Source organism: Pseudomonas sp. A-1 (assembly GCF_004801855.1).
Classification (GTDB): Bacteria; Pseudomonadota; Gammaproteobacteria; order Pseudomonadales; family Pseudomonadaceae; genus Geopseudomonas.
This window is the reverse complement of the sequence record NZ_SSTC01000021.1, coordinates 12,794-30,128: the sequence shown is the minus strand read 5'-3', so window position 1 is coordinate 30,128 and position 17,335 is coordinate 12,794. Positions and strand designations below refer to the sequence as shown.

At 66.3% G+C, this 17,335-nt stretch carries 19 protein-coding genes and 1 CRISPR repeat array; of the genes, 11 read left to right on the top strand and 8 right to left on the bottom strand.

From position 1 onward, the window contains the following. Nucleotides 1-70: 70 nt before the first annotated feature. The 7 genes from E5198_RS06625 to cas2 are packed head-to-tail and all read left to right on the top strand — an operon-like array spanning nucleotide 71 to nucleotide 7,715. Entirely contained in the window at nucleotides 71-2,293 is a 2,223-nt protein-coding gene (locus E5198_RS06625; protein ID WP_136489214.1) for a CRISPR-associated endonuclease Cas3'', read from the top strand. Nucleotides 2,294-2,327: 34 nt separating this feature from the next. After that, the gene (gene cas5c / locus E5198_RS06620; protein ID WP_136489213.1) at nucleotides 2,328-3,002 is read left to right on the top strand and encodes a type I-C CRISPR-associated protein Cas5c; all 675 of its coding nucleotides are present in this window, start codon (nucleotides 2,328-2,330) and stop codon (nucleotides 3,000-3,002) included. After that, nucleotides 2,999-4,849, top strand: a complete 1,851-nt coding sequence (gene cas8c, locus E5198_RS06615; RefSeq protein ID WP_136489212.1) for a type I-C CRISPR-associated protein Cas8c/Csd1 — start codon at nucleotides 2,999-3,001, stop codon at nucleotides 4,847-4,849. Before cas5c ends, cas8c begins: the two co-directional genes overlap by 4 nt. Next, on the top strand, nucleotides 4,846-5,730 hold the full coding sequence (gene cas7c / locus E5198_RS06610; RefSeq protein ID WP_136489211.1) for a type I-C CRISPR-associated protein Cas7/Csd2: 885 nt from the start codon (nucleotides 4,846-4,848) through the stop codon (nucleotides 5,728-5,730). The genes cas8c and cas7c overlap by 4 nt, the downstream gene beginning before the upstream one ends. A 16-nt stretch (nucleotides 5,731-5,746) precedes the next feature. Beyond that, nucleotides 5,747-6,373, top strand: a complete 627-nt coding sequence (cas4, locus tag E5198_RS06605) for a CRISPR-associated protein Cas4 (protein WP_136489210.1) — start codon at nucleotides 5,747-5,749, stop codon at nucleotides 6,371-6,373. A 3-nt stretch (nucleotides 6,374-6,376) separates the two neighbouring features. Then, the gene (gene cas1c, locus E5198_RS06600; RefSeq protein WP_136489209.1) at nucleotides 6,377-7,417 is read left to right on the top strand and encodes a type I-C CRISPR-associated endonuclease Cas1c; all 1,041 of its coding nucleotides are present in this window, start codon (nucleotides 6,377-6,379) and stop codon (nucleotides 7,415-7,417) included. A gap of 10 nt (nucleotides 7,418-7,427) precedes the next feature. Next, complete coding sequence (gene cas2, locus E5198_RS06595) at nucleotides 7,428-7,715, top strand: CRISPR-associated endonuclease Cas2 (RefSeq protein ID WP_136489208.1); 288 nt, start codon at nucleotides 7,428-7,430, stop codon at nucleotides 7,713-7,715. A gap of 181 nt (nucleotides 7,716-7,896) precedes the next feature. Continuing rightward, nucleotides 7,897-9,467: direct repeats of the CRISPR family, unit length 32 nt; unit sequence GTCGCGCCTCATGCGGGCGCGTGGATTGAAAC. A gap of 142 nt (nucleotides 9,468-9,609) precedes the next feature. Here cas2 and E5198_RS06590 read toward each other — a convergent pair. The 3 genes from E5198_RS06590 to E5198_RS06580 form a co-directional block, all read right to left on the bottom strand. Beyond that, nucleotides 9,610-9,843 (bottom strand): hypothetical protein, encoded by a 234-nt coding sequence (locus tag E5198_RS06590; protein ID WP_136489207.1) that lies wholly within the window; start codon nucleotides 9,841-9,843, stop codon nucleotides 9,610-9,612. 141 nt (nucleotides 9,844-9,984) lie between these two features. Continuing rightward, nucleotides 9,985-10,383, bottom strand: a complete 399-nt coding sequence (locus E5198_RS06585; RefSeq protein WP_136489206.1) for a DUF3597 domain-containing protein — start codon at nucleotides 10,381-10,383, stop codon at nucleotides 9,985-9,987. Between the two features lie 197 nt (nucleotides 10,384-10,580). Further along, complete coding sequence (locus tag E5198_RS06580) at nucleotides 10,581-10,925, bottom strand: zinc ribbon domain-containing protein YjdM (RefSeq protein ID WP_136489205.1); 345 nt, start codon at nucleotides 10,923-10,925, stop codon at nucleotides 10,581-10,583. 268 nt (nucleotides 10,926-11,193) lie between these two features. On the opposite strand from E5198_RS06580, the gene E5198_RS06575 reads away from it, so the two are divergent. Both E5198_RS06575 and E5198_RS06570 read left to right on the top strand, forming a co-directional pair. Next, a complete protein-coding gene (locus E5198_RS06575) occupies nucleotides 11,194-11,871 on the top strand; it encodes a DUF2076 domain-containing protein (protein WP_136489204.1) in 678 nt (225 codons plus the stop codon). 226 nt (nucleotides 11,872-12,097) lie between these two features. Then, entirely contained in the window at nucleotides 12,098-12,646 is a 549-nt protein-coding gene (locus E5198_RS06570; protein ID WP_136489203.1) for a hypothetical protein, read from the top strand. 33 nt (nucleotides 12,647-12,679) lie between these two features. Here E5198_RS06570 and E5198_RS06565 read toward each other — a convergent pair whose 3' ends face one another. After that, nucleotides 12,680-13,099 (bottom strand): GNAT family N-acetyltransferase, encoded by a 420-nt coding sequence (locus E5198_RS06565; RefSeq protein WP_136489202.1) that lies wholly within the window; start codon nucleotides 13,097-13,099, stop codon nucleotides 12,680-12,682. A 46-nt stretch (nucleotides 13,100-13,145) separates the two neighbouring features. After that, nucleotides 13,146-13,847, bottom strand: coding sequence for a YebC/PmpR family DNA-binding transcriptional regulator (locus E5198_RS06560; RefSeq protein ID WP_136489201.1), 702 nt, complete (start codon nucleotides 13,845-13,847; stop codon nucleotides 13,146-13,148). 172 nt (nucleotides 13,848-14,019) lie between these two features. On the opposite strand from E5198_RS06560, the gene E5198_RS06555 reads away from it, so the two are divergent. Then, nucleotides 14,020-14,247, top strand: a complete 228-nt coding sequence (locus tag E5198_RS06555) for a hypothetical protein (RefSeq protein WP_136489200.1) — start codon at nucleotides 14,020-14,022, stop codon at nucleotides 14,245-14,247. Next, nucleotides 14,244-14,537 carry a cell division protein ZapA gene (locus E5198_RS06550; protein ID WP_136489199.1) on the top strand — a complete coding sequence of 98 codons (294 nt, stop codon included), beginning with the start codon at nucleotides 14,244-14,246 and terminating at the stop codon, nucleotides 14,535-14,537. Before E5198_RS06555 ends, E5198_RS06550 begins: the two co-directional genes overlap by 4 nt. A 62-nt stretch (nucleotides 14,538-14,599) precedes the next feature. On the opposite strand, the gene E5198_RS06545 is transcribed toward E5198_RS06550, so the two are convergent. The 3 genes from E5198_RS06545 to E5198_RS06540 all read right to left on the bottom strand — a co-directional run bounded on the left by E5198_RS06545 (nucleotide 14,600) and on the right by E5198_RS06540 (nucleotide 17,288). Continuing rightward, nucleotides 14,600-14,881, bottom strand: a complete 282-nt coding sequence (locus tag E5198_RS06545) for a peptidylprolyl isomerase (protein WP_136489198.1) — start codon at nucleotides 14,879-14,881, stop codon at nucleotides 14,600-14,602. A gap of 91 nt (nucleotides 14,882-14,972) precedes the next feature. After that, nucleotides 14,973-15,101: a hypothetical protein gene (locus E5198_RS21940; protein WP_256659003.1), complete on the bottom strand. Its 129-nt coding sequence runs from the start codon at nucleotides 15,099-15,101 to the stop codon at nucleotides 14,973-14,975. A gap of 186 nt (nucleotides 15,102-15,287) precedes the next feature. Beyond that, nucleotides 15,288-17,288, bottom strand: a complete 2,001-nt coding sequence (locus E5198_RS06540; protein ID WP_136489197.1) for a U32 family peptidase — start codon at nucleotides 17,286-17,288, stop codon at nucleotides 15,288-15,290. Between the last annotated feature and the right edge of the window lie 47 nt (nucleotides 17,289-17,335).

Genomic DNA, 17,335 nt, shown 5'->3' with positions numbered 1-17,335 from the left:
GATCGGTCTGTAGCGTTGGCTGTGCTATGTTCCGCGACCTACAGGCGTTTTTTGGAAAAGGATTTTCCCCATGCCGCAGTTTTTCGCCCATTCCACGGCCACCCCTGACCGCAGTGACTGGCAGTTGCTCTCCGACCACCTCCAGGCGGTGGGGCAACTGGCCGCTGACAAGGCCGCGGCATTCGGTGGCGAGTCCATGGCCGAAGTCGCCGGTCTGCTGCATGACCTCGGCAAGTACAGCGACGAATTCCAGCGCAGGATTGCCGGCGACCTGCTGCGGGTCGATCACGCCACCCATGGCGCCATTCAGGCGGTCGAGCGTTACGGCCCCCTGGGTCTGCTGCTGGCCTACGCAATTGCCGGGCACCATGCCGGACTGGCCAACGGCAGCGAGACCGGGCAGCGCACGGCACTGCGTGATCGTCTGCGAGGTATAGAGCTGCCGGCTTTGCTGAACCACTGGCAGACGGAAATCGCGCTGCCTGAAAAGTCGACACTGAAACCACCGGCCTTGCGCCAACGCCGCGAGCGCCACTTCTTCCAGCTGGCTTTTCTGGGCCGCATGCTGTTTTCCTGCCTGGTCGATGCCGACTTTCTCGATACCGAGGCTTTCTATGCGCGGCTCGAAGGACGAGCGTCCAGACGGGCAGCCGGACATCCCGATCTGCGCACGCTGCGTGCCGCGCTCGATACGCATCTGGCTGGCTTCGAGGCCGATACGCCGGTCAACCGCCTGCGTGCGGAGATCCTGGCCGGCGTGCGCAGCCGGGCCGAACTCGCCCCCGGACTGTTCACCCTGACGGTGCCCACTGGCGGCGGCAAGACCCTCGCCTCGCTGGCCTTCGCGCTGGACCACGCCATTCGCCACGGCCTGCGCCGGGTTATCTACGTGATTCCCTTCACCAGTATCGTCGAGCAGAACGCCGCGGTCTTCCGCCGCGCGCTGGGCGAGTGGGGCGAGCAGGCGGTGCTGGAGCATCACAGCGCCTTCGTCGACGATCAGTCGAAGGCTCTGCAGGCGCGCGACAAGCTGCGCCTGGCGATGGAGAACTGGGACTTCCCCATCGTGGTCACCACCGCGGTGCAGTTCTTCGAGAGCCTGTTCGCCGACCGCCCGTCACGCTGCCGCAAGCTGCACAACATCGCCGGCAGCGTGATCGTGCTCGATGAGGCGCAGACCCTGCCGCTCAAGCTGCTGCGCCCCTGCGTCGCGGCCATCGATGAGCTGGCGCTGAACTACCGCTGCAGTCCGGTGCTGTGCACGGCGACCCAGCCGGCCCTGACGGCGCCGGATTTCAAGGGCGGCCTGCAGAACGTGCGCGAGCTGGCGCCCGAGCCGCAACGGCTGTTCCGCGAGCTGGAGCGGGTGCGGGTCAAGTCGGCCGGGCGGCTGAGCGACGCCGAGCTGCAACGGCACCTGAGCGAGCGCGAACAGGTGCTGTGCATCGTCAACAACCGCCGCCATGCCCGTGCGCTATACGAGTCTATCGCCGAGGCAGAGGGCGCGCGCCACCTGACGACGTTGATGTGCGCCCGGCACCGCAGCCAGGTGCTGGCGGAAGTGCGCCAGCGGCTCAGGGACGGACTGCCCTGTCGGCTGGTCGCCACCTCGCTGATCGAGGCCGGCGTGGATGTCGACTTCCCGACCGTGCTACGTGCCGAAGCCGGCCTGGACTCCATCGCCCAGGCGGCCGGGCGCTGCAACCGCGAAGGCCGCCGGCCAACCGAAGCCAGCGAGGTGCTGGTGTTCTCCACGGAAAACGAGGAATGGGCGCCACCGCGGGAGCTTGTGCAGTTCGCCCAGGCGGCCCGCGAGGTGCTGCGCCAGCATCCGGACGACCCGCTGGGCCAGGCCGCCATCACCCGCTACTTCCTGCAGTTGTACTGGCAGAAGGGCGAGCGCGAGCTGGACAAGGCCGACCTGCTGGGGCTGATCGAGCGCGGCCGGCTGGAGGGCCTGCCGTTCGAGACGCTGGCGCGCGAGTTCCGCATGATCGACAGCGTGCAGCAGCCGGTCATCGTCCCGTGGGACGACGAGGCCCGCGATGCCCTGCGGGCGCTGCCCTTTGCCGAGGGCTGCGGTGACTTGGCCCGGCGTCTGCAGCCCTATGTCGTGCAGTTGCCCCGCCAGGGCTACGACGCCCTGTACAACGCAGGGGCCATCCAGCCGGTCGCCAGCGAGCGCTATGGCGAGCAGTTCATGCAACTGGTCAACTCTGACCTGTATCACGAGTCCTTTGGGTTGCACTGGGACAATCCGGTGTTCGTCAGCAGCGAAAGGCTGTGCTGGTGATTGGGACGCAGGCATATCTGGAAAAGGAGGGCCAATGGCCTACGGAATTCGCTTGTTGGTCTGGGGCGAGCGCGCCTGTTTCACCCGGCCGGAGATGAAGGTTGAGCGCGTCTCCTACGACGTCGTCACGCCGTCGGCGGCGCGGGGCATTCTCGAAGCTATCCACTGGAAGCCTGCGATCCGCTGGGTGGTGGATCGCATCCGGGTACTCAAACCGATCCGCTTCGAGTCGATCCGGCGCAACGAGGTCGGCGGCAAGCTGTCGGCGGTCAGCGTCGCCAAGGCGATGAAGGCCGGGCGTACCGACGGACTGGTCAGTCTGATCGAGGACGACCGCCAGCAGCGCGCGGCGACTGTACTGCGCGATGTGGCCTACGTGATCGAAGCGCACTTCGAGCTGACGCCGCGTGCCGATGCCAGCGACTCGGAAGGCAAGCACCTGGACATCTTCAACCGGCGTGCCCGCAAGGGGCAGTGTTTCCATGCTCCGTGCCTGGGCGTGCGCGAGTTTCCCGCCTGCTTCGAACTGATCGAAGAGGACAGCAGCCTGCCGGTGCCGCATGCCGATCTGCTCGGCGAGCGGGATCTGGGCTGGATGCTGCACGACATCGACTTCGCCAACCAGATGACCCCGCACTTCTTCCGTGCAGTCATGCGCGATGGCGTGATCGAGGTGCCGCCGTTTGCTGGCGGGGAGGTCAAGGCATGATCCTCGCGGCGCTCAACGGCTATTACCAGCGGCTGCTGGCGCAGGGCGCGGAGATTTCTCCGTTCGGCTACAGCCAGGAAAAGATCGGCTTCGTGCTGGTGCTGTCTGCGCAGGGTGAGCTGGTCGATGTGCAGGATATTCGCGAGTTGGATGGCAAGAAGCCGCAGCCCAAGTTGCTCAGTGTGCCTCAACCGGAAAAGCGAACTTCTGGCGTGAAGTCCAACTTTCTCTGGGACAAGACCAGTTATGTGCTGGGCGTGGCTGATGCCAAGCTGAGCAAGGAGGACAAGGCTGCCGGCAAGTCGGCCATCAAGTTGAGTCCAACTGAGCATCAGGCCTTTCGGGAACTGCACCAGAAAGCACTGGCCAGCGCCGACGATGTCGGGCTGCAAGCGTTTTTGCAGTTCTTGGCGAACTGGACGCCGGAAAGCTTCCAGCCGCCGTTGTTCCGCGAGGAGATGCTCGACGGTAACCTGGTGTTCCGTCTGGACGGGCAGCGTCAGTATCTACACGAATCGCCGGCCGCGCAGGCCATCTGGGCGAATATGCAGGCTGCAGGTGAAAGTCGCGAAGGTATCTGTCTGGTCAGCGGTGCGCAGCAGCCGCTGGCGCGTCTGCATCCGGCGATCAAGGGGGTGAATGGCGCGCAAAGTTCCGGTGCCTCGATCGTTTCCTTCAACCTCGAGGCCTTTTCCTCGTATGGCAAGAGCCAGGGCGAAAATGCCCCTGTTTCCGAACAGGCAGCCTTCGCCTATACCACGGTGCTCAACCACCTGCTGCGGCGTGACGAGCACAACCACCAGCGCCTGCAGATCGGCGATGCCAGCGTGGTGTTCTGGGCCGAGGCCGACTCCGCAGGCGAGGCCGCTGCCGCCGAGGACCTGCTGTGGAGCATGTTCGATCCGCCGGCCGACGACGACTCCGAAGCCGAGAAGTTGCGGCTGGTCCTGAATGCCGTGGCCAGCGGTCGCCCGATGCGCGATCTCGACCCTCAATTGGAGGAGGGGACGCGCATGTATGTGCTGGGGTTGGCGCCCAATGCATCGCGGCTGTCGATCCGCTTCTGGGAGGCCGGCAGTCTCGGTTTTTTTGCCCGCCGGCTGGCCGAGCACTTCCGGGATCTGGCCATCGAGCCGCGGCCATGGCGAATAGAGCCCAAATTACTGCGACTGTGTTTGGAGTTGTTACCTGCTGGAGAGCGAGACGGGAAAAGCATCTATGACCTTTTGCAGGACAAGCGAATTGCAAAGATCTCAGGTGAAATGACCCGCGCCATCCTGACCGGCAGCCGCTACCCGCGCAGCCTGCTGAACAACGTGATCATGCGCATGCGCGCCGACGGGGACATCTCCGGCGTGCGGGTTGCGCTGTGCAAGGCCGTCCTGGCGCGCGACCTGCGCCTGGGCGTCAAGGGAATCAACGAGGAACTACCCATGAGTCTCGACAAGGAAGCCAGCAATCCGGGTTATCGCCTGGGGCGCCTGTTCGCCGTGCTGGAAGGCGCCCAGCGGGCGGCGTTGGGCGGTCAGGTCAACGCCACTATCCGCGACCGCTACTACGGCGCGGCATCGGCCACGCCAGCGACGGTGTTCCCGATGCTGCTGCGCAACACCCAGAACCACCTGGCCAAGCTGCGCAAGGAAAGGCCGGGGCTGGCCGTGAACCTGGAGCGCGATATCGGTGAAATCATCGATGGCCTGCAGAGCCATTTCCCGCGCAGCCTGCGCCTGGAGGATCAGGGGCGCTTCGCCATCGGCTACTACCACCAGTCCCAGGCCCGCTTCAGCCATGCCGACAAGGCAGAAGACGCACACGCCGAATCCACCGCGCAAGGAGAGCAGGAATGACCGCCATCACCAACCGTTACGAGTTCGTCTATTTCTTCGATGTCACCAACGGCAACCCCAATGGCGACCCGGATGCCGGCAATCTGCCGCGGCTCGATCCGGAGACCAACCAGGGGCTGGTCACCGACGTCTGCCTCAAGCGCAAGATCCGCAACTATGTGGCGCTGGAGAAATCCGATGCGGAGGGTAAGCCCGAGGCGGGCTATGTCATCTACATGCAGGAAAAGTCGGTGCTGAACAACCAGCACAAGCAGGCCTACGAGGCGCTGAAGATCGAGCCGGAGCCGAAGAAACTGCCCAAGGATGAGGCTAAGGCGCGCGAGTTGACGGCATGGATGTGCCGAAACTTCTTCGATGTCCGCGCTTTCGGTGCGGTGATGACCACCGAAATCAATGCCGGACAGGTGCGCGGTCCGATCCAGATGGCCTTCGCCACCTCGGTCGACCCGGTCGTGCCGCTGGAGGTATCGATCACCCGCATGGCGGTCACCAACGAGAAGGATCTCGAGAAGGAACGCACCATGGGCCGCAAGCACATCATCCCCTACGGCCTGTACCGCGCCCACGGCTTCATCTCCGCCAAGCTGGCCGAGCGCACCGGTTTCTCCGACGCCGACCTCGAATTGCTCTGGCGTGCGCTCGGCAACATGTTCGAGCACGATCGCTCGGCGGCTCGCGGCGAAATGGCCGCACGCCGGCTCATCGTGTTCAAGCACGAATGCGCGATGGGCAATGCGCCCGCCCACAAGCTGTTCGAGCTGGTCAAGGCCGAGCGGGTGGAGGGCGAGGCGGATACGCCGGCCCGCAGTTTTGCCGATTACCGCATCAGCGTGGATGCCGAGTCCGTGCCGGTCGGCGTCAGTGTGCGCGAGTACATCTGAGCCGGGGAGTGCGGACATGGATGACGACGATCTGATACCGCTGTCCGCTCTCCAGCACTACCTGTACTGCCCGCGGCAGTGCGCCCTGATCCATGTCGAGCGCCTCTGGGCCGAGAACCGCCAGACGGCGGAAGGCCGCCTGCTCCACGAGCGTGCCGACCAGCCCGGCAGCGAGCGGCGCCGGGGCGTTCGCACGGTGACGGCGATGCCGCTGGTGGAGCTGCGGCTAGGCATCGTCGGGGTTGCCGATGTGGTGGAGTTCCACACAGAGGATGGTGTGGAACGAGCCTTTCCCGTCGAATACAAGCGCGGACGTCCCAAGGCGCATCGTGCCGACGAGGTTCAGCTGTGCGCCCAGGCACTGTGTCTGGAGGCGATGCTGGGGCAGTCGGTGCCGGAGGGCGCGTTGTTCTACGGCAAGACCCGACGGCGGCGCCAGGTGCTGTTCGATACGGCCTTGCGCGAGCTGACGCGGACTACCATCGCCGCCACGCGCACGCTGATCGAGAGCGGGCGCACGCCGCTGGCCGAATATCAGCCACGGCGTTGCGATGCCTGTTCGCTGATCGACCTGTGCCAGCCGCGTCTGCTGGGGCGCAAAGAGGCGGTCGATAACTGGTTGCGCCAACAGATCAAGGATTGAAGCATGCGACGGCAGCTCAACACGCTCTATGTCACCTCGGAAGGCGCCTGGCTGCGCAAGGACGGCGCCAATATCGTCATGGAGATCGAGGGGGAAATACGCGGGCGCATCCCCGTGCATATGCTGGAGAGTCTGGTGTGCATCGGACGAGTTCTGGTTTCGCCGCCGTTGCTGGGCTACTGCGCCGAGCAGGGCATCACCATCAGTTACCTGACGCCCAACGGCAAGTTCCTGGCGCGCGTCGAGGGGCCGGTGTCCGGCAACGTGCTGCTGCGCCGCGAACAGTATCGGCGCAGCGACGATCCACAGCGCTGTGCTCCGATCGTGGCCAACCTGCTGGTGGGCAAGGTGCACAACCAGCGTGCCGTCATCGGGCGTGCTTTGCGCGATCATGGCAGCAAGCTGGACGAGGAGGAACGCGGCGCCTTGAGCTTCGCGCACAAGCGTCTGGCGCGTATTGCCGAGAAACTGTTGTCGGTGCGTGAGTCGGATGTGCTGCGTGGTCTCGAGGGCGAGGCGGCGCAGGCCTACTTCGGTGTTTTCGATCACCTGATCCGCATCCCGGGGCCAGCATTCCGCTTTTCCGGACGTACGCGCAGACCGCCGCTGGATGCGGTGAACGCCTTGCTGTCGTTTCTCTATACCTTGCTGACCCACGACTGCCGCTCGGCGCTGGAAACCGTCGGGCTCGATCCGGCCGTCGGCTACCTGCACCGTGACCGCCCGGGCCGGCCAAGTCTGGCGCTGGATCTGGTCGAGGAGTTTCGCCCAGTGCTGGCTGACCGCCTGGCGTTGTCCCTGATCAACCGCAGGCAAGTGTCAGTCGGCGATTTCCGCACGCTGGACAATGGGGCCGTGCTGCTGAAAGACGATGCGCGGCGACTGGTGCTGACAGCCTATCAGGAGCGCAAGCGGGAAGAGTTGCGGCATGCCTTCCTCGAAGAGCAGGCCCCTGTGGGGATGTTCATGTTCATCCAGGCCCAGTTGCTGGCGCGCCATCTGCGCGGCGATCTGGACGCCTACCCACCGTTTCTGTGGAAGTGAGGTGCCGGGCATGATGGTTCTGGTGAGCTATGACGTCAGCACCGAAGGAGACGGCGCCCGGCGTTTGCGAAGGGTTGCGCGGGCTTGTCTGGACTACGGGCAACGAGCGCAGTACTCGGTATTCGAGATCGAAGTCGATCCGGCGCAATGGGCCTTTCTCAAACAGCGCCTGTGCGACCTGATCGATCCGGAAGTCGACAGCCTGCGCTTCTACTATCTGGGGCGGAACTGGCAGTCCCGCGTGGAGCATGTCGGGGCAAAGCCGGTGCTCGACCTGAATGGTCCCTTGATCCTCTGAAGCCTTTGCGAACCCCAAGCGACCGGCGAATCCCCGGCAGGTTCGCAGCTATTTAACAATTTGAATTCATTGATGTTTTTCGATGGTCTGTGGATGAAGGATCTTGATTGCGCGAAGTGTTTTGGCGGTTCGCGAATCCACGCTGGTTTTCTTAATTGAATCAATGAGTTATAAGAACGTGGTCGCGCCTCATGCGGGCGCGTGGATTGAAACGGACGACAGGGTCGAGGCGAACGCCCGGTACTCTGCGGTCGCGCCTCATGCGGGCGCGTGGATTGAAACTTCACACTGGCGGAGGCGCCGGCCTGGCGCAGCTCGTCGCGCCTCATGCGGGCGCGTGGATTGAAACTTCGGCATGGCCGACCGGGCGAAGCTTGCGCAGTCGTCGCGCCTCATGCGGGCGCGTGGATTGAAACGCCGATGCCGCGTGCTCAGCGGCCACGTCCCGGTCGTCGCGCCTCATGCGGGCGCGTGGATTGAAACTACGGACACCTTGGCCCATGTCGGAAGGGGCCGGTCGCGCCTCATGCGGGCGCGTGGATTGAAACTACCTGGAGTCGCTGGCCAACGACGCCACGCTGCTGCTGTCGCGCCTCATGCGGGCGCGTGGATTGAAACCCCAACGCGCAGCGCGGCCTCGGCGTCACGGCCACGGTCGCGCCTCATGCGGGCGCGTGGATTGAAACAACGCAGCGAACGGACGTCAGTACATGATCCCCAGTCGCGCCTCATGCGGGCGCGTGGATTGAAACCATACCGCACCCCCGGCCGCCAGCGCGCCGACCAGCGTCGCGCCTCATGCGGGCGCGTGGATTGAAACACCACGCCGGCCACCTTGTAGCCGTCCAGCCGCTTGTCGCGCCTCATGCGGGCGCGTGGATTGAAACAGCGCCACCGGCCTGATCGGCGAGACCCTGCCGAGTCGCGCCTCATGCGGGCGCGTGGATTGAAACGTCGGAGACGAGGCGACCTGGCTCGCGAGCCTGCAGTCGCGCCTCATGCGGGCGCGTGGATTGAAACAAGCAGGTTGCCCCCAACGGGCTGTACGTGCCGGCCGTCGCGCCTCATGCGGGCGCGTGGATTGAAACTCCCGCACATCGGCGGGCGACTTGCCGTCCACCGGTCGCGCCTCATGCGGGCGCGTGGATTGAAACACATGCTGCTCATCTGCATCGGCGTATCGCTGGTGTCGCGCCTCATGCGGGCGCGTGGATTGAAACACGTCGAAGGGCGCAGCGGGGTCCGGCAGCTGGGCGTCGCGCCTCATGCGGGCGCGTGGATTGAAACGACCACCACGGCATCCGACTGGACCGGCGCAATTGTCGCGCCTCATGCGGGCGCGTGGATTGAAACCGCGCCTGGGGTCAGGACGGCGTGGAATGCGTTTCGTCGCGCCTCATGCGGGCGCGTGGATTGAAACTTGCATCTGCCCCGTCGTCTCGAGGAGGTACAACAGTCGCGCCTCATGCGGGCGCGTGGATTGAAACGCCTGGATCTTGCCGGCCAGGTCGCGCTCCCAGCGTCGCGCCTCATGCGGGCGCGTGGATTGAAACGACCTCGGCCCGCTGCTCGAGGGCATCGGCATGGAGGTCGCGCCTCATGCGGGCGCGTGGATTGAAACGCTGGCCTGGCCCTGCTGATCAGCCTGCTGGCCGGTCGCGCCTCACGCGGGCGCGTGGATTGAAACGATTGACGGCCAATGCGGCAGCGGCTGCACCGTGTCGCGCCCCACGCGGCTGCGCGGATTGAAACAGGCAGTAGTCCGCGCCACCGTGCAGCTGATTGGCTTTGCTCCCCGATTGAAGCACAGGATTTGCGAACGAATTGCTCAAGGCCGCGTTAGGAAGGCACTCTTGGAGTTGATCTTTATCAGGGCAGTCGGTACTTCTTGTGGTTAGCGCTTTCCCATCGACCGCCGCGTACCGCGCGGGGCCATGCCCGGGCGTTTGTCGTGGTTGCACTTGTTGTTGCGCTGGTGCCAGGGCTGACCGTCGTCCTGCTTCGGAGCGTAGGTTTCCGGCGAGAAGGGGAAGCGGAAGGCGGGGATGCCGCCGCTCTGGCCGGCTTCGGTGCCGGTCGGCTGGGCTTCGCAGGGTGCATGGGTGTCGGGGGTGTTGGTCTTCGACATGGTGTATCCGGTTCGGCGTTGGGGAGGCTCTGGTCGGCCAGACCTCGGTGCGGCACGCATTATACCCGGTCGTGATGCGTCTGCCGTGCCCTCCGCTGCGGTCGCCCGCCGCCGTGCGGCGGCAGGTCGACGCACGGTGCTTCAGTCCAGCAGTTCCTTCGGCACGTTGCCGCCGTTGGCGGCCAGCTTCTGCAGCACGGTCTTGTGCAGCCACATGTTCATCTGCGCCGAGTCGCCCATCTTGTCCGCCGGGCAGCCCAGTTCGCTGGCCAGTTCCTTGCGCGCGGCCAGGCTGCTGTCGAGGCCGAGCAGCTTGAGCAGGTCGACGATGGAGACCTTCCAGTCGAGCCTTTCCGGATGGGCGGCGGCCAGACCTTCCAGTCGGGCCACCACATCGACCAGCGGCATGGCCGGCGTCGCGCCGCCTTCGGCTACCGGACCGGGGGCGGTTCCGCCTGCCGGTGCGCCTGGCGGTGCCGGTGCGGCCTGCGCCTTGGCGCCAAGGCCGAGCTTTTCCAGAATCGTGCTGAACAGACCCATGGCGGTGCTCTCCTGCTGTGGGGAAGGGGCGCAGGGAGCATAGACCACGACATCCGCGCGCGCCGGCAGGGCACGCCTCGGAACCGCAGGCCGGCATCCACGATGGGCGCCGGACCACGGTGCCTGCGCATCTCGCCCATGCCAGCCCCTGTGGCCGGGGCGGGAGGCCCGCGCCGGAGCGCGGGAAACCGCAGGGGTCAGACCTTCTTGACGAACTCGGACTTAAGCTTCATGGCGCCGATGCCGTCGATCTTGCAGTCGATGTCGTGGTCGCCGTCGCACAGGCGGATGCCCTTGACCTTGGTGCCGACCTTGACCACCAGCGAGGAGCCCTTGACCTTGAGGTCCTTGATCACGGTGACGGTGTCGCCGTCGGCGAGGACGTTGCCCACCGAGTCGCGGATCACCTTCTCGCCCTCGGCCTGGGCTTCGCCGCCGGCCAGCGCGGACCACTCGTGGCCGCACTCCGGGCAGATCAGCGACGGACCGTCCTCGTAGGTGTATTCGGAGCTGCATTTGGGGCAGGGCGGCAGAGTGCTCATGAATGATCCTCATGTTCGGACAGTGAAAGGCCGTGGATTATATAAGGTTTTGCTCCCGCGGCGGTAAACCGTGTGGCAGATGGCGCCGATCCGAGCCCCGCCTGGCCGGCCGCGGCGGCTCGCCTCGCGCATGACCTCTGGTCATGCAGGCGTCGCCGGCAACGCAGTGGCGGCGGTGAGGAAAACTCTTGCAATAGCTCGCTTTTGACATCGTCCGGGGCGATTCAGAAGATGCGCCTATCTTGCTGCAACCACTGAAGAGACAAGCATGCACGCTGAAGAGAAGAACCTGATCGACGGTCTGTTCACCCGCCTGCGTACCGTGGAGGGGCAATCCGCCCCGCGCGAAGCCCAGGCCGAGGCGCTGATCAACGAGCACATCGCCCGCCAGCCGGCGGCACCCTATTACATGGCGCAGGCGATCATCGTGCAGGAGAACGCCATCCAGCAGCTCGACGCTCGCGTCAAGGAGCTGGAGGCACAGGTCGAGAGCCTCAGGCAGGTCCAGAGCCAGCCGCAGCAGAGCAGCGGCGGTTTCCTCTCCGGCCTGTTCGGCGGTCGCTCCCAGCCGCAGCAGCCGGCGGCCAGTGCCCCGGTCAGCGCCCAGCCGGCGCGCTCCGGCTGGCACGAGCCGGCCGGTGCCAGCCGTTTCGGCCAGCAGCCGGGCTTTGCCCAGCAGTCCGCCTTCGGCCAGCGCGGCATGCCGGCGCAGGGTGGCGGCTTCATGTCCGGCGCCCTGCAGACCGCGGCCGGCGTGGCCGGCGGCATGGTGCTGGGCAACATGCTGATGGACATGTTCCAGGGCGACGAGGCGGAGAAGGTGGCCGAGGCGGCGCCGGCCGAGCAGCCGCAGGTGGCGGAAGAAGCCCCGGCCGCGGAAGAAGCCGATGGCGGTTTCTTCGGTGGCGACTTCTTCGGTGGTGGCGACGACGAGGATTTCGTCTGATCCTGCCGGCGTTCCCTGCCTGAGGTTTCCCGTGCTGCGGCGCGGGAAACCCGTATGCAATCCTTGCGCATGACGCCCTCGATCGTGCACGGCGCCGATCCCCCCTGGCGCCAGCTGCAGAGACCTTGCCCCAAGTGGTAAAAACAGTCGGTCCGCTGCTGCCTTGGCTGCCCCGCTGCGGTGGTCCGGCTGTCAGCTGTCCGGGGCGAGCATGCGAGGAATGCCAATGAAGAAGTCGATCCTGCTGGTGCTGGCTGGCCTGAGCCTGCTGGGCGGTTGCGCGTCGTCGGGCTATGCGCCAGTGGAACGTCCGGCCAGGTTGCAGGTGGCCTTGGTTGACCCGCTGTGGGATGGTCAGACGGTCCCAGCCGGACAGCGCTGCCTGTGGGCTGGTGGCCACGGTTCGACTCCGCTGTTGCGGGTCGGCAACATTCCGGCCGGCGCCAATGCGCTGATCGTCGAGTTCAGCGACCGCAGTTATTTCCTGATGGATCACGGTGGCCACGGCAAGCTGGGCTTGTGGCTGTCTCCGGGGCAGGCCAGTGCGACCATCCCCTCGGTCGCCGGGGAAAGCCTCGACCTGCCGGCCGGCATGTTCGTCGAGCAGAAGCACCAGGGCTGGCTGCGTGGCAAGGGTGGCGCCTACCTGCCGCCCTGTTCGGGCGGGCGCGGACACAGCTATTACGCCACTGTGAAGGCCGTGTACAAGGCCAGGGCGGCCGGCGAGGAGTCGCGCCTGCTTGGCGAGCAGAGCATCGAGATGGGCAGGTACTGAGCCGGACTCCGCCCGTCGCGTGCCTTTTCCCGGTCAGATCCTCGCGTCGGGGGACGCCAGGGCCACCAGCGCCTTGCTGCGCTGGTAGCGCGCCAGGCGCTCGGCCAGAGCCGCTGGCAGCCGGGTTGCCGGTGCGAAGTCCAGGCGTTGGTAGAAGCCGACCAGATCCGGGTGGCAGAACAGCCACACCGGCCCCGGGGTGCGCGCCAGTGCCTGCTCGACCAGCCGGCTGGCCAGGCCATGGCGGCGCTCGCCCGGCGCCACCAGCAGTCCGGTCAGCCAGTGCCCGTCGTCGACGGCGGTCAGGCACAGCGCGGCGAGGATTTCCTGGCGGCGCGCCACCCATACCCGGGCGCCGTTGGGGGCGCGCATCGACGAGCGATGGGCGCGGTAGAACTTGTCCAGCAGCGGCTTGAGCGGCGGCGCCAGCGGCGCGAACTGCAGTTCGGTCATGGCGACGGAGTGCACCGCCGGGCGGCGGTACACTGCTGGCAGGGCGTCACTCGGCGTTGAGGCCGACGTAGACGTTCTGCACGTCGTCGTGGTTGTCGAGCGCCTCGAGGAAGGCCTCGACTTCCTCCAGCTCGGCGCCGGACAGGCTCACCGGGTTCTTCGCCTTGTAGCCGAGGTTGGCCGACTGCACGGTGAAACCGAACTCCGGCAGCGCCTTGCACACCGCGTCGAGGTCGGTCGGTTCGGTGTAGAACAGGGTGGCGCCTTCCTCGGCCGCCTCGAAGTCCTGGGCGCCGGCCTCGATGGCGGCCAGCTCCGGGTCGGCGTCGCCTTCCGGGGTCGCCTCGATCATGCCCAGGTAGTCGAAGTCCCAGCTCACCGAACCGGTGGTGCCCAGCTGGCCCTTGCGGAACAGCACGCGGATTTCCGCCACGGTGCGGTTGAGGTTGTCGGTCAGGCACTCGACGATCACCGGCACGCGGTGCGGGGCGAAGCCTTCATAGACGGTGCGCTCGTAGTTGACCACCTCGCCGGACAGGCCGGCGCCCTTCTTGATCGCGCGCTCCAGGGTGTCCTTGGGCATCGACGCCTTCTTGGCCTGATACACGGCCAGGCGCAGCTTGGGGTTCATGTCCGGGTCGGCGCCGTTGCGCGCGGCAATCATGATTTCCTTCACCAGCTTGCCGAAGATCTTGCCCCTGGCGTTGGCGGCGGCTTCTTTCGGTTTGGCTTTCCACTGGGCGCCCATGTCGGTTCTCTCGCTGCGAGGGTTGGGTCCCCGGGCCGGCCCGGGAACGGGGAGTGGCCGATTCTAGCGGCTCGGGCGCTCGCCGGCACCTGTCGCACAGCGTCCGGCGGTTGTGGGGGGCGGGGCTTTTAACTATCCTCTGCCGCCATTCACGAGCCCTCGGAGCGTTCCCATGCTTGAAACCACCCTTGCGCAACTCGAAGGCCTTGTGGCCGATCTGCTGCAACAGAACCAGACCCTGAGCGCCAGCTGCCAGCAGCTCGAGCAGCAGCTGCGCCAGGCCCGCGAAGAAAACGAGAACCTGCAGATGGCCGCGCTGGAGCAGGAAGAGCAGCAGGCCGCCACCCTGGCCCGCCTGCAGGCGCTGATCCAGCGCGCCGGTGCCAGTAGCGCCGCATGAGCGAGAGTGGCGTCCGTGTCCTGAAGATCCTCGGGATCGGCTACCCGGTCAGGGCGCCGGCCGGCGAGGAGGCGATCCTCGAGCAGGCTGCGGCCAGGCTGCAGGAGCAGCTCGACCAGAACCAGCAGCGCTTCCCGCGCGCCGGCAGCCACGAGCTGCTGGTGCTCACGGCGCTGAACCTGTGCGTGCCGCTGCTCAGACAGGAGGCGGAGCAGCGCGAGGCCGAGGAACGCCTCGCCGCGCTGGCGCAACGCATCGCCCGGCAGCTGCAGGGCGACGGTACGGCCTGATTTACGCCGGACAATGCAAAAGGGGCTGCCATCGGGCAGCCCCTTTTGCTTGTGCGCCGGGATCAGTCCTGGCGGCTGGTGACTTCCAGCAGGTGGTAGCCGAACTGGGTCTTCACCGGACCCTGCACGACGTTGAGCGGTGCGCTGAACACCACGCTGTCGAACTCCTTGACCATCTGGCCGCGGCCGAACGAGCCGAGGTTGCCGCCGTCGCGGCCGGACGGGCAGGTGGAGTTGTCGCGGGCGACCTGGGCGAAGTCGGCGCCGGCTTCGATGGCGGCTTTCAGTTCAAGGCACTTGGCTTCGCTGGAAACCAGGATGTGACGGGCAGTGGCTCGGGCCATGGGGATTCCTCCAGTGATTGGCCGTCCAGCCTACCGGATCGCGGCGCGCATGCAAGCGGCCCCGGCGTGCGACGCCGGGGCATGGCATGGCTCAGGGCGCCGCGTGGCTGCCCAGCAGGGTGCCGCCGGACTTCTTGACGCGCTTGGCCTGGCGTTTTTCCTGGGCGCTCTTCTGCGGCTTCTTGCGGCCTTCCTTGTGGGTTTCGTGACTCTTGCTCATGACGGCGATCTCCGGGGAGTGACGTCTCAAGTCTAGTGCGCGGATGCGCCGGCTGCCGGGTAGCCGGCGCGGCCAGCAGTCCCGCGGCGCCAGATCGCGGGCCAGAAACGACGAACGGTGGACAAGCCAGGCTTGCCCACCGTTCGTCATGCCCCACGCCGATAGCGGCGCGGGTCGTTGCCGGGGTCAGTGCAGCGGCTGCCGCCTGATGGTCTTCAGCAGGTCCTCGGGGCTGATCTCGGCGACGATGCTCGCCTGGCTGCCCGGCTGCGGCAGGTTGAGGATGTGGCCCTTGATCTTGCCGATCACGTGCATCTCGCACGGCTTGCAGTCGAACTTCAGGGTCAGCACCTCGTCGCCGTGCACCAGCTGCATGGGCGCGACCTTGTTGCGCACGCCGGTGTAGCCCTTGGCCTGCTTGGGGCACAGGTTGAAGGAGAAGCGCAGGCAGTGCTTGGTGATCATCACCGGCACCTCGCCGGTCTCCTCGTGGGCCTCGTAGGCCGCGTCGATCAGCTGCACGCCGAAGCGCTGGTAGAAGGCGCGCGCCTTCTCGTTGTAGACGTTGGCGAGGAAGCTCAGGTGCGACTCCGGGTAGACCGGCGGCGGCACGCTGACCGGCTTGCGGAAGCCCTTGCGGTGGGCGGCGATGCGCGCGGCGGTCAGCGCCTCGATCACCTCGCGGCGCAGCGCCTTGAGCTGCGAGTTGGGCACGAACGGCATCTGCGGCGCGTCGATCTCCACGGCATCGGCGTGGTAGATGGTGGTGCCCAGCTGGCCGAGCAGGTCGCGCAGCTGCTCCAGCGCCTGCTCCGGCTTGTTGGCTGCGCCGAAGGCGCCGTCGAGGCTGGCCGAGGCGCTCACGCCTTCCTCGCTGGCGGCGGTCAGGGTGACGCGCCCGGCACTCAGCGTGGCCTGCCAGCTGACGCCGACGCGCCGTTCGGCGGAGGTCTTCAGCAGCGCCTGCTGCCAGTTGTGGTCGAGGTTGCGGTTGAGCGGATGGTTCGGGCGCAGGCGCTTGAGTTCTTCCGGCATCTCGTTGGGCTCGACGCGGTACTGCCAGCGCGGCTCGCCGTTCTCCTCGAACTGCCTGAGCAGCTCGACCACGCTGGCGCGGAAGCCCACCACCTCGCGCTTGACCAGCACGTTGAGGCCGTCGCCGTTGGACAGCGGGTCGCTGGTGCTGGCGATCAGGTCGCGCTTGCCGACCTTGAGCACCTCGCCGACCGGCAGGCCGGTGAACTTCGGCGAGTCGAAGGCGCCGATGTCGGCCAGGCGGTCGTTGACGAAGTAGTCGGTACTGCCGCGGTGGAAGGTGCGCTCGGGGTCGGGGACGAAGAAGTGCTCGGTGCGGCCGCTGGACGCGCGGGCCAGTTCCGGGCGTTCCTCGAGGATCTCGTCGAGGCGCTGGCGGTAGTAGGCGGTGATGTTCTTGACGTAGCTGACGTCCTTGTAGCGCCCCTCGATCTTGAACGAGCGCACGCCGGCGTCGATCAGCGCGCGCAGGTTGGCGCTCTGGTTGTTGTCCTTCATCGACAGCAGATGCTTCTCGTAGGCCACCACCGCGCCGCTCTCGTCCTTGAGGGTGTAGGGCAGGCGGCAGGCCTGCGAGCAGTCGCCGCGGTTGGCGCTGCGTCCGGTCTGCGCGTGGGAGATGTAGCACTGCCCGGAGAAGGCCACGCACAGCGCGCCGTGGATGAAGAACTCCACGGTGGCGTCGACGCTGTCGCTGATCTGGCGGATTTCCTGCAGGTTCAGCTCGCGGGCCAGCACCAGCTGGGAGAAGCCGGCGTCGGCGAGGAACTTGGCCTTCTCCAGGCTGCGGATGTCGGTCTGCGTGCTGGCGTGGATCTCGATCGGCGGGATGTCCAGCTCCATGATGCCCATGTCCTGCACGATCAGCGCGTCGACGCCGGCGTCGTACAACTGGTGGATCAGCGTGCGCGCCGGTTCCAGCTCGTCATCGTGGAGGATGGTATTGAGGGTGACGAACACCCGCGCATGGAACAGGTGGGCGAACTTCACCAGCTCGGCGATATCCGCCACGCTGTTCTCGGCATTGTGCCGCGCACCGAAACTGGGGCCGCCGATGTACACGGCGTCGGCGCCGTGCAGGATGGCCTCCCGGGCGATGGTGACATCCCGCGCGGGGCTGAGCAGTTCCAGGTGGTGTTTGGGCAGAGACATGGGGCGGGCTCGCGAGCGCAACGAAACAAGCCGTGCATTGTAGCGGC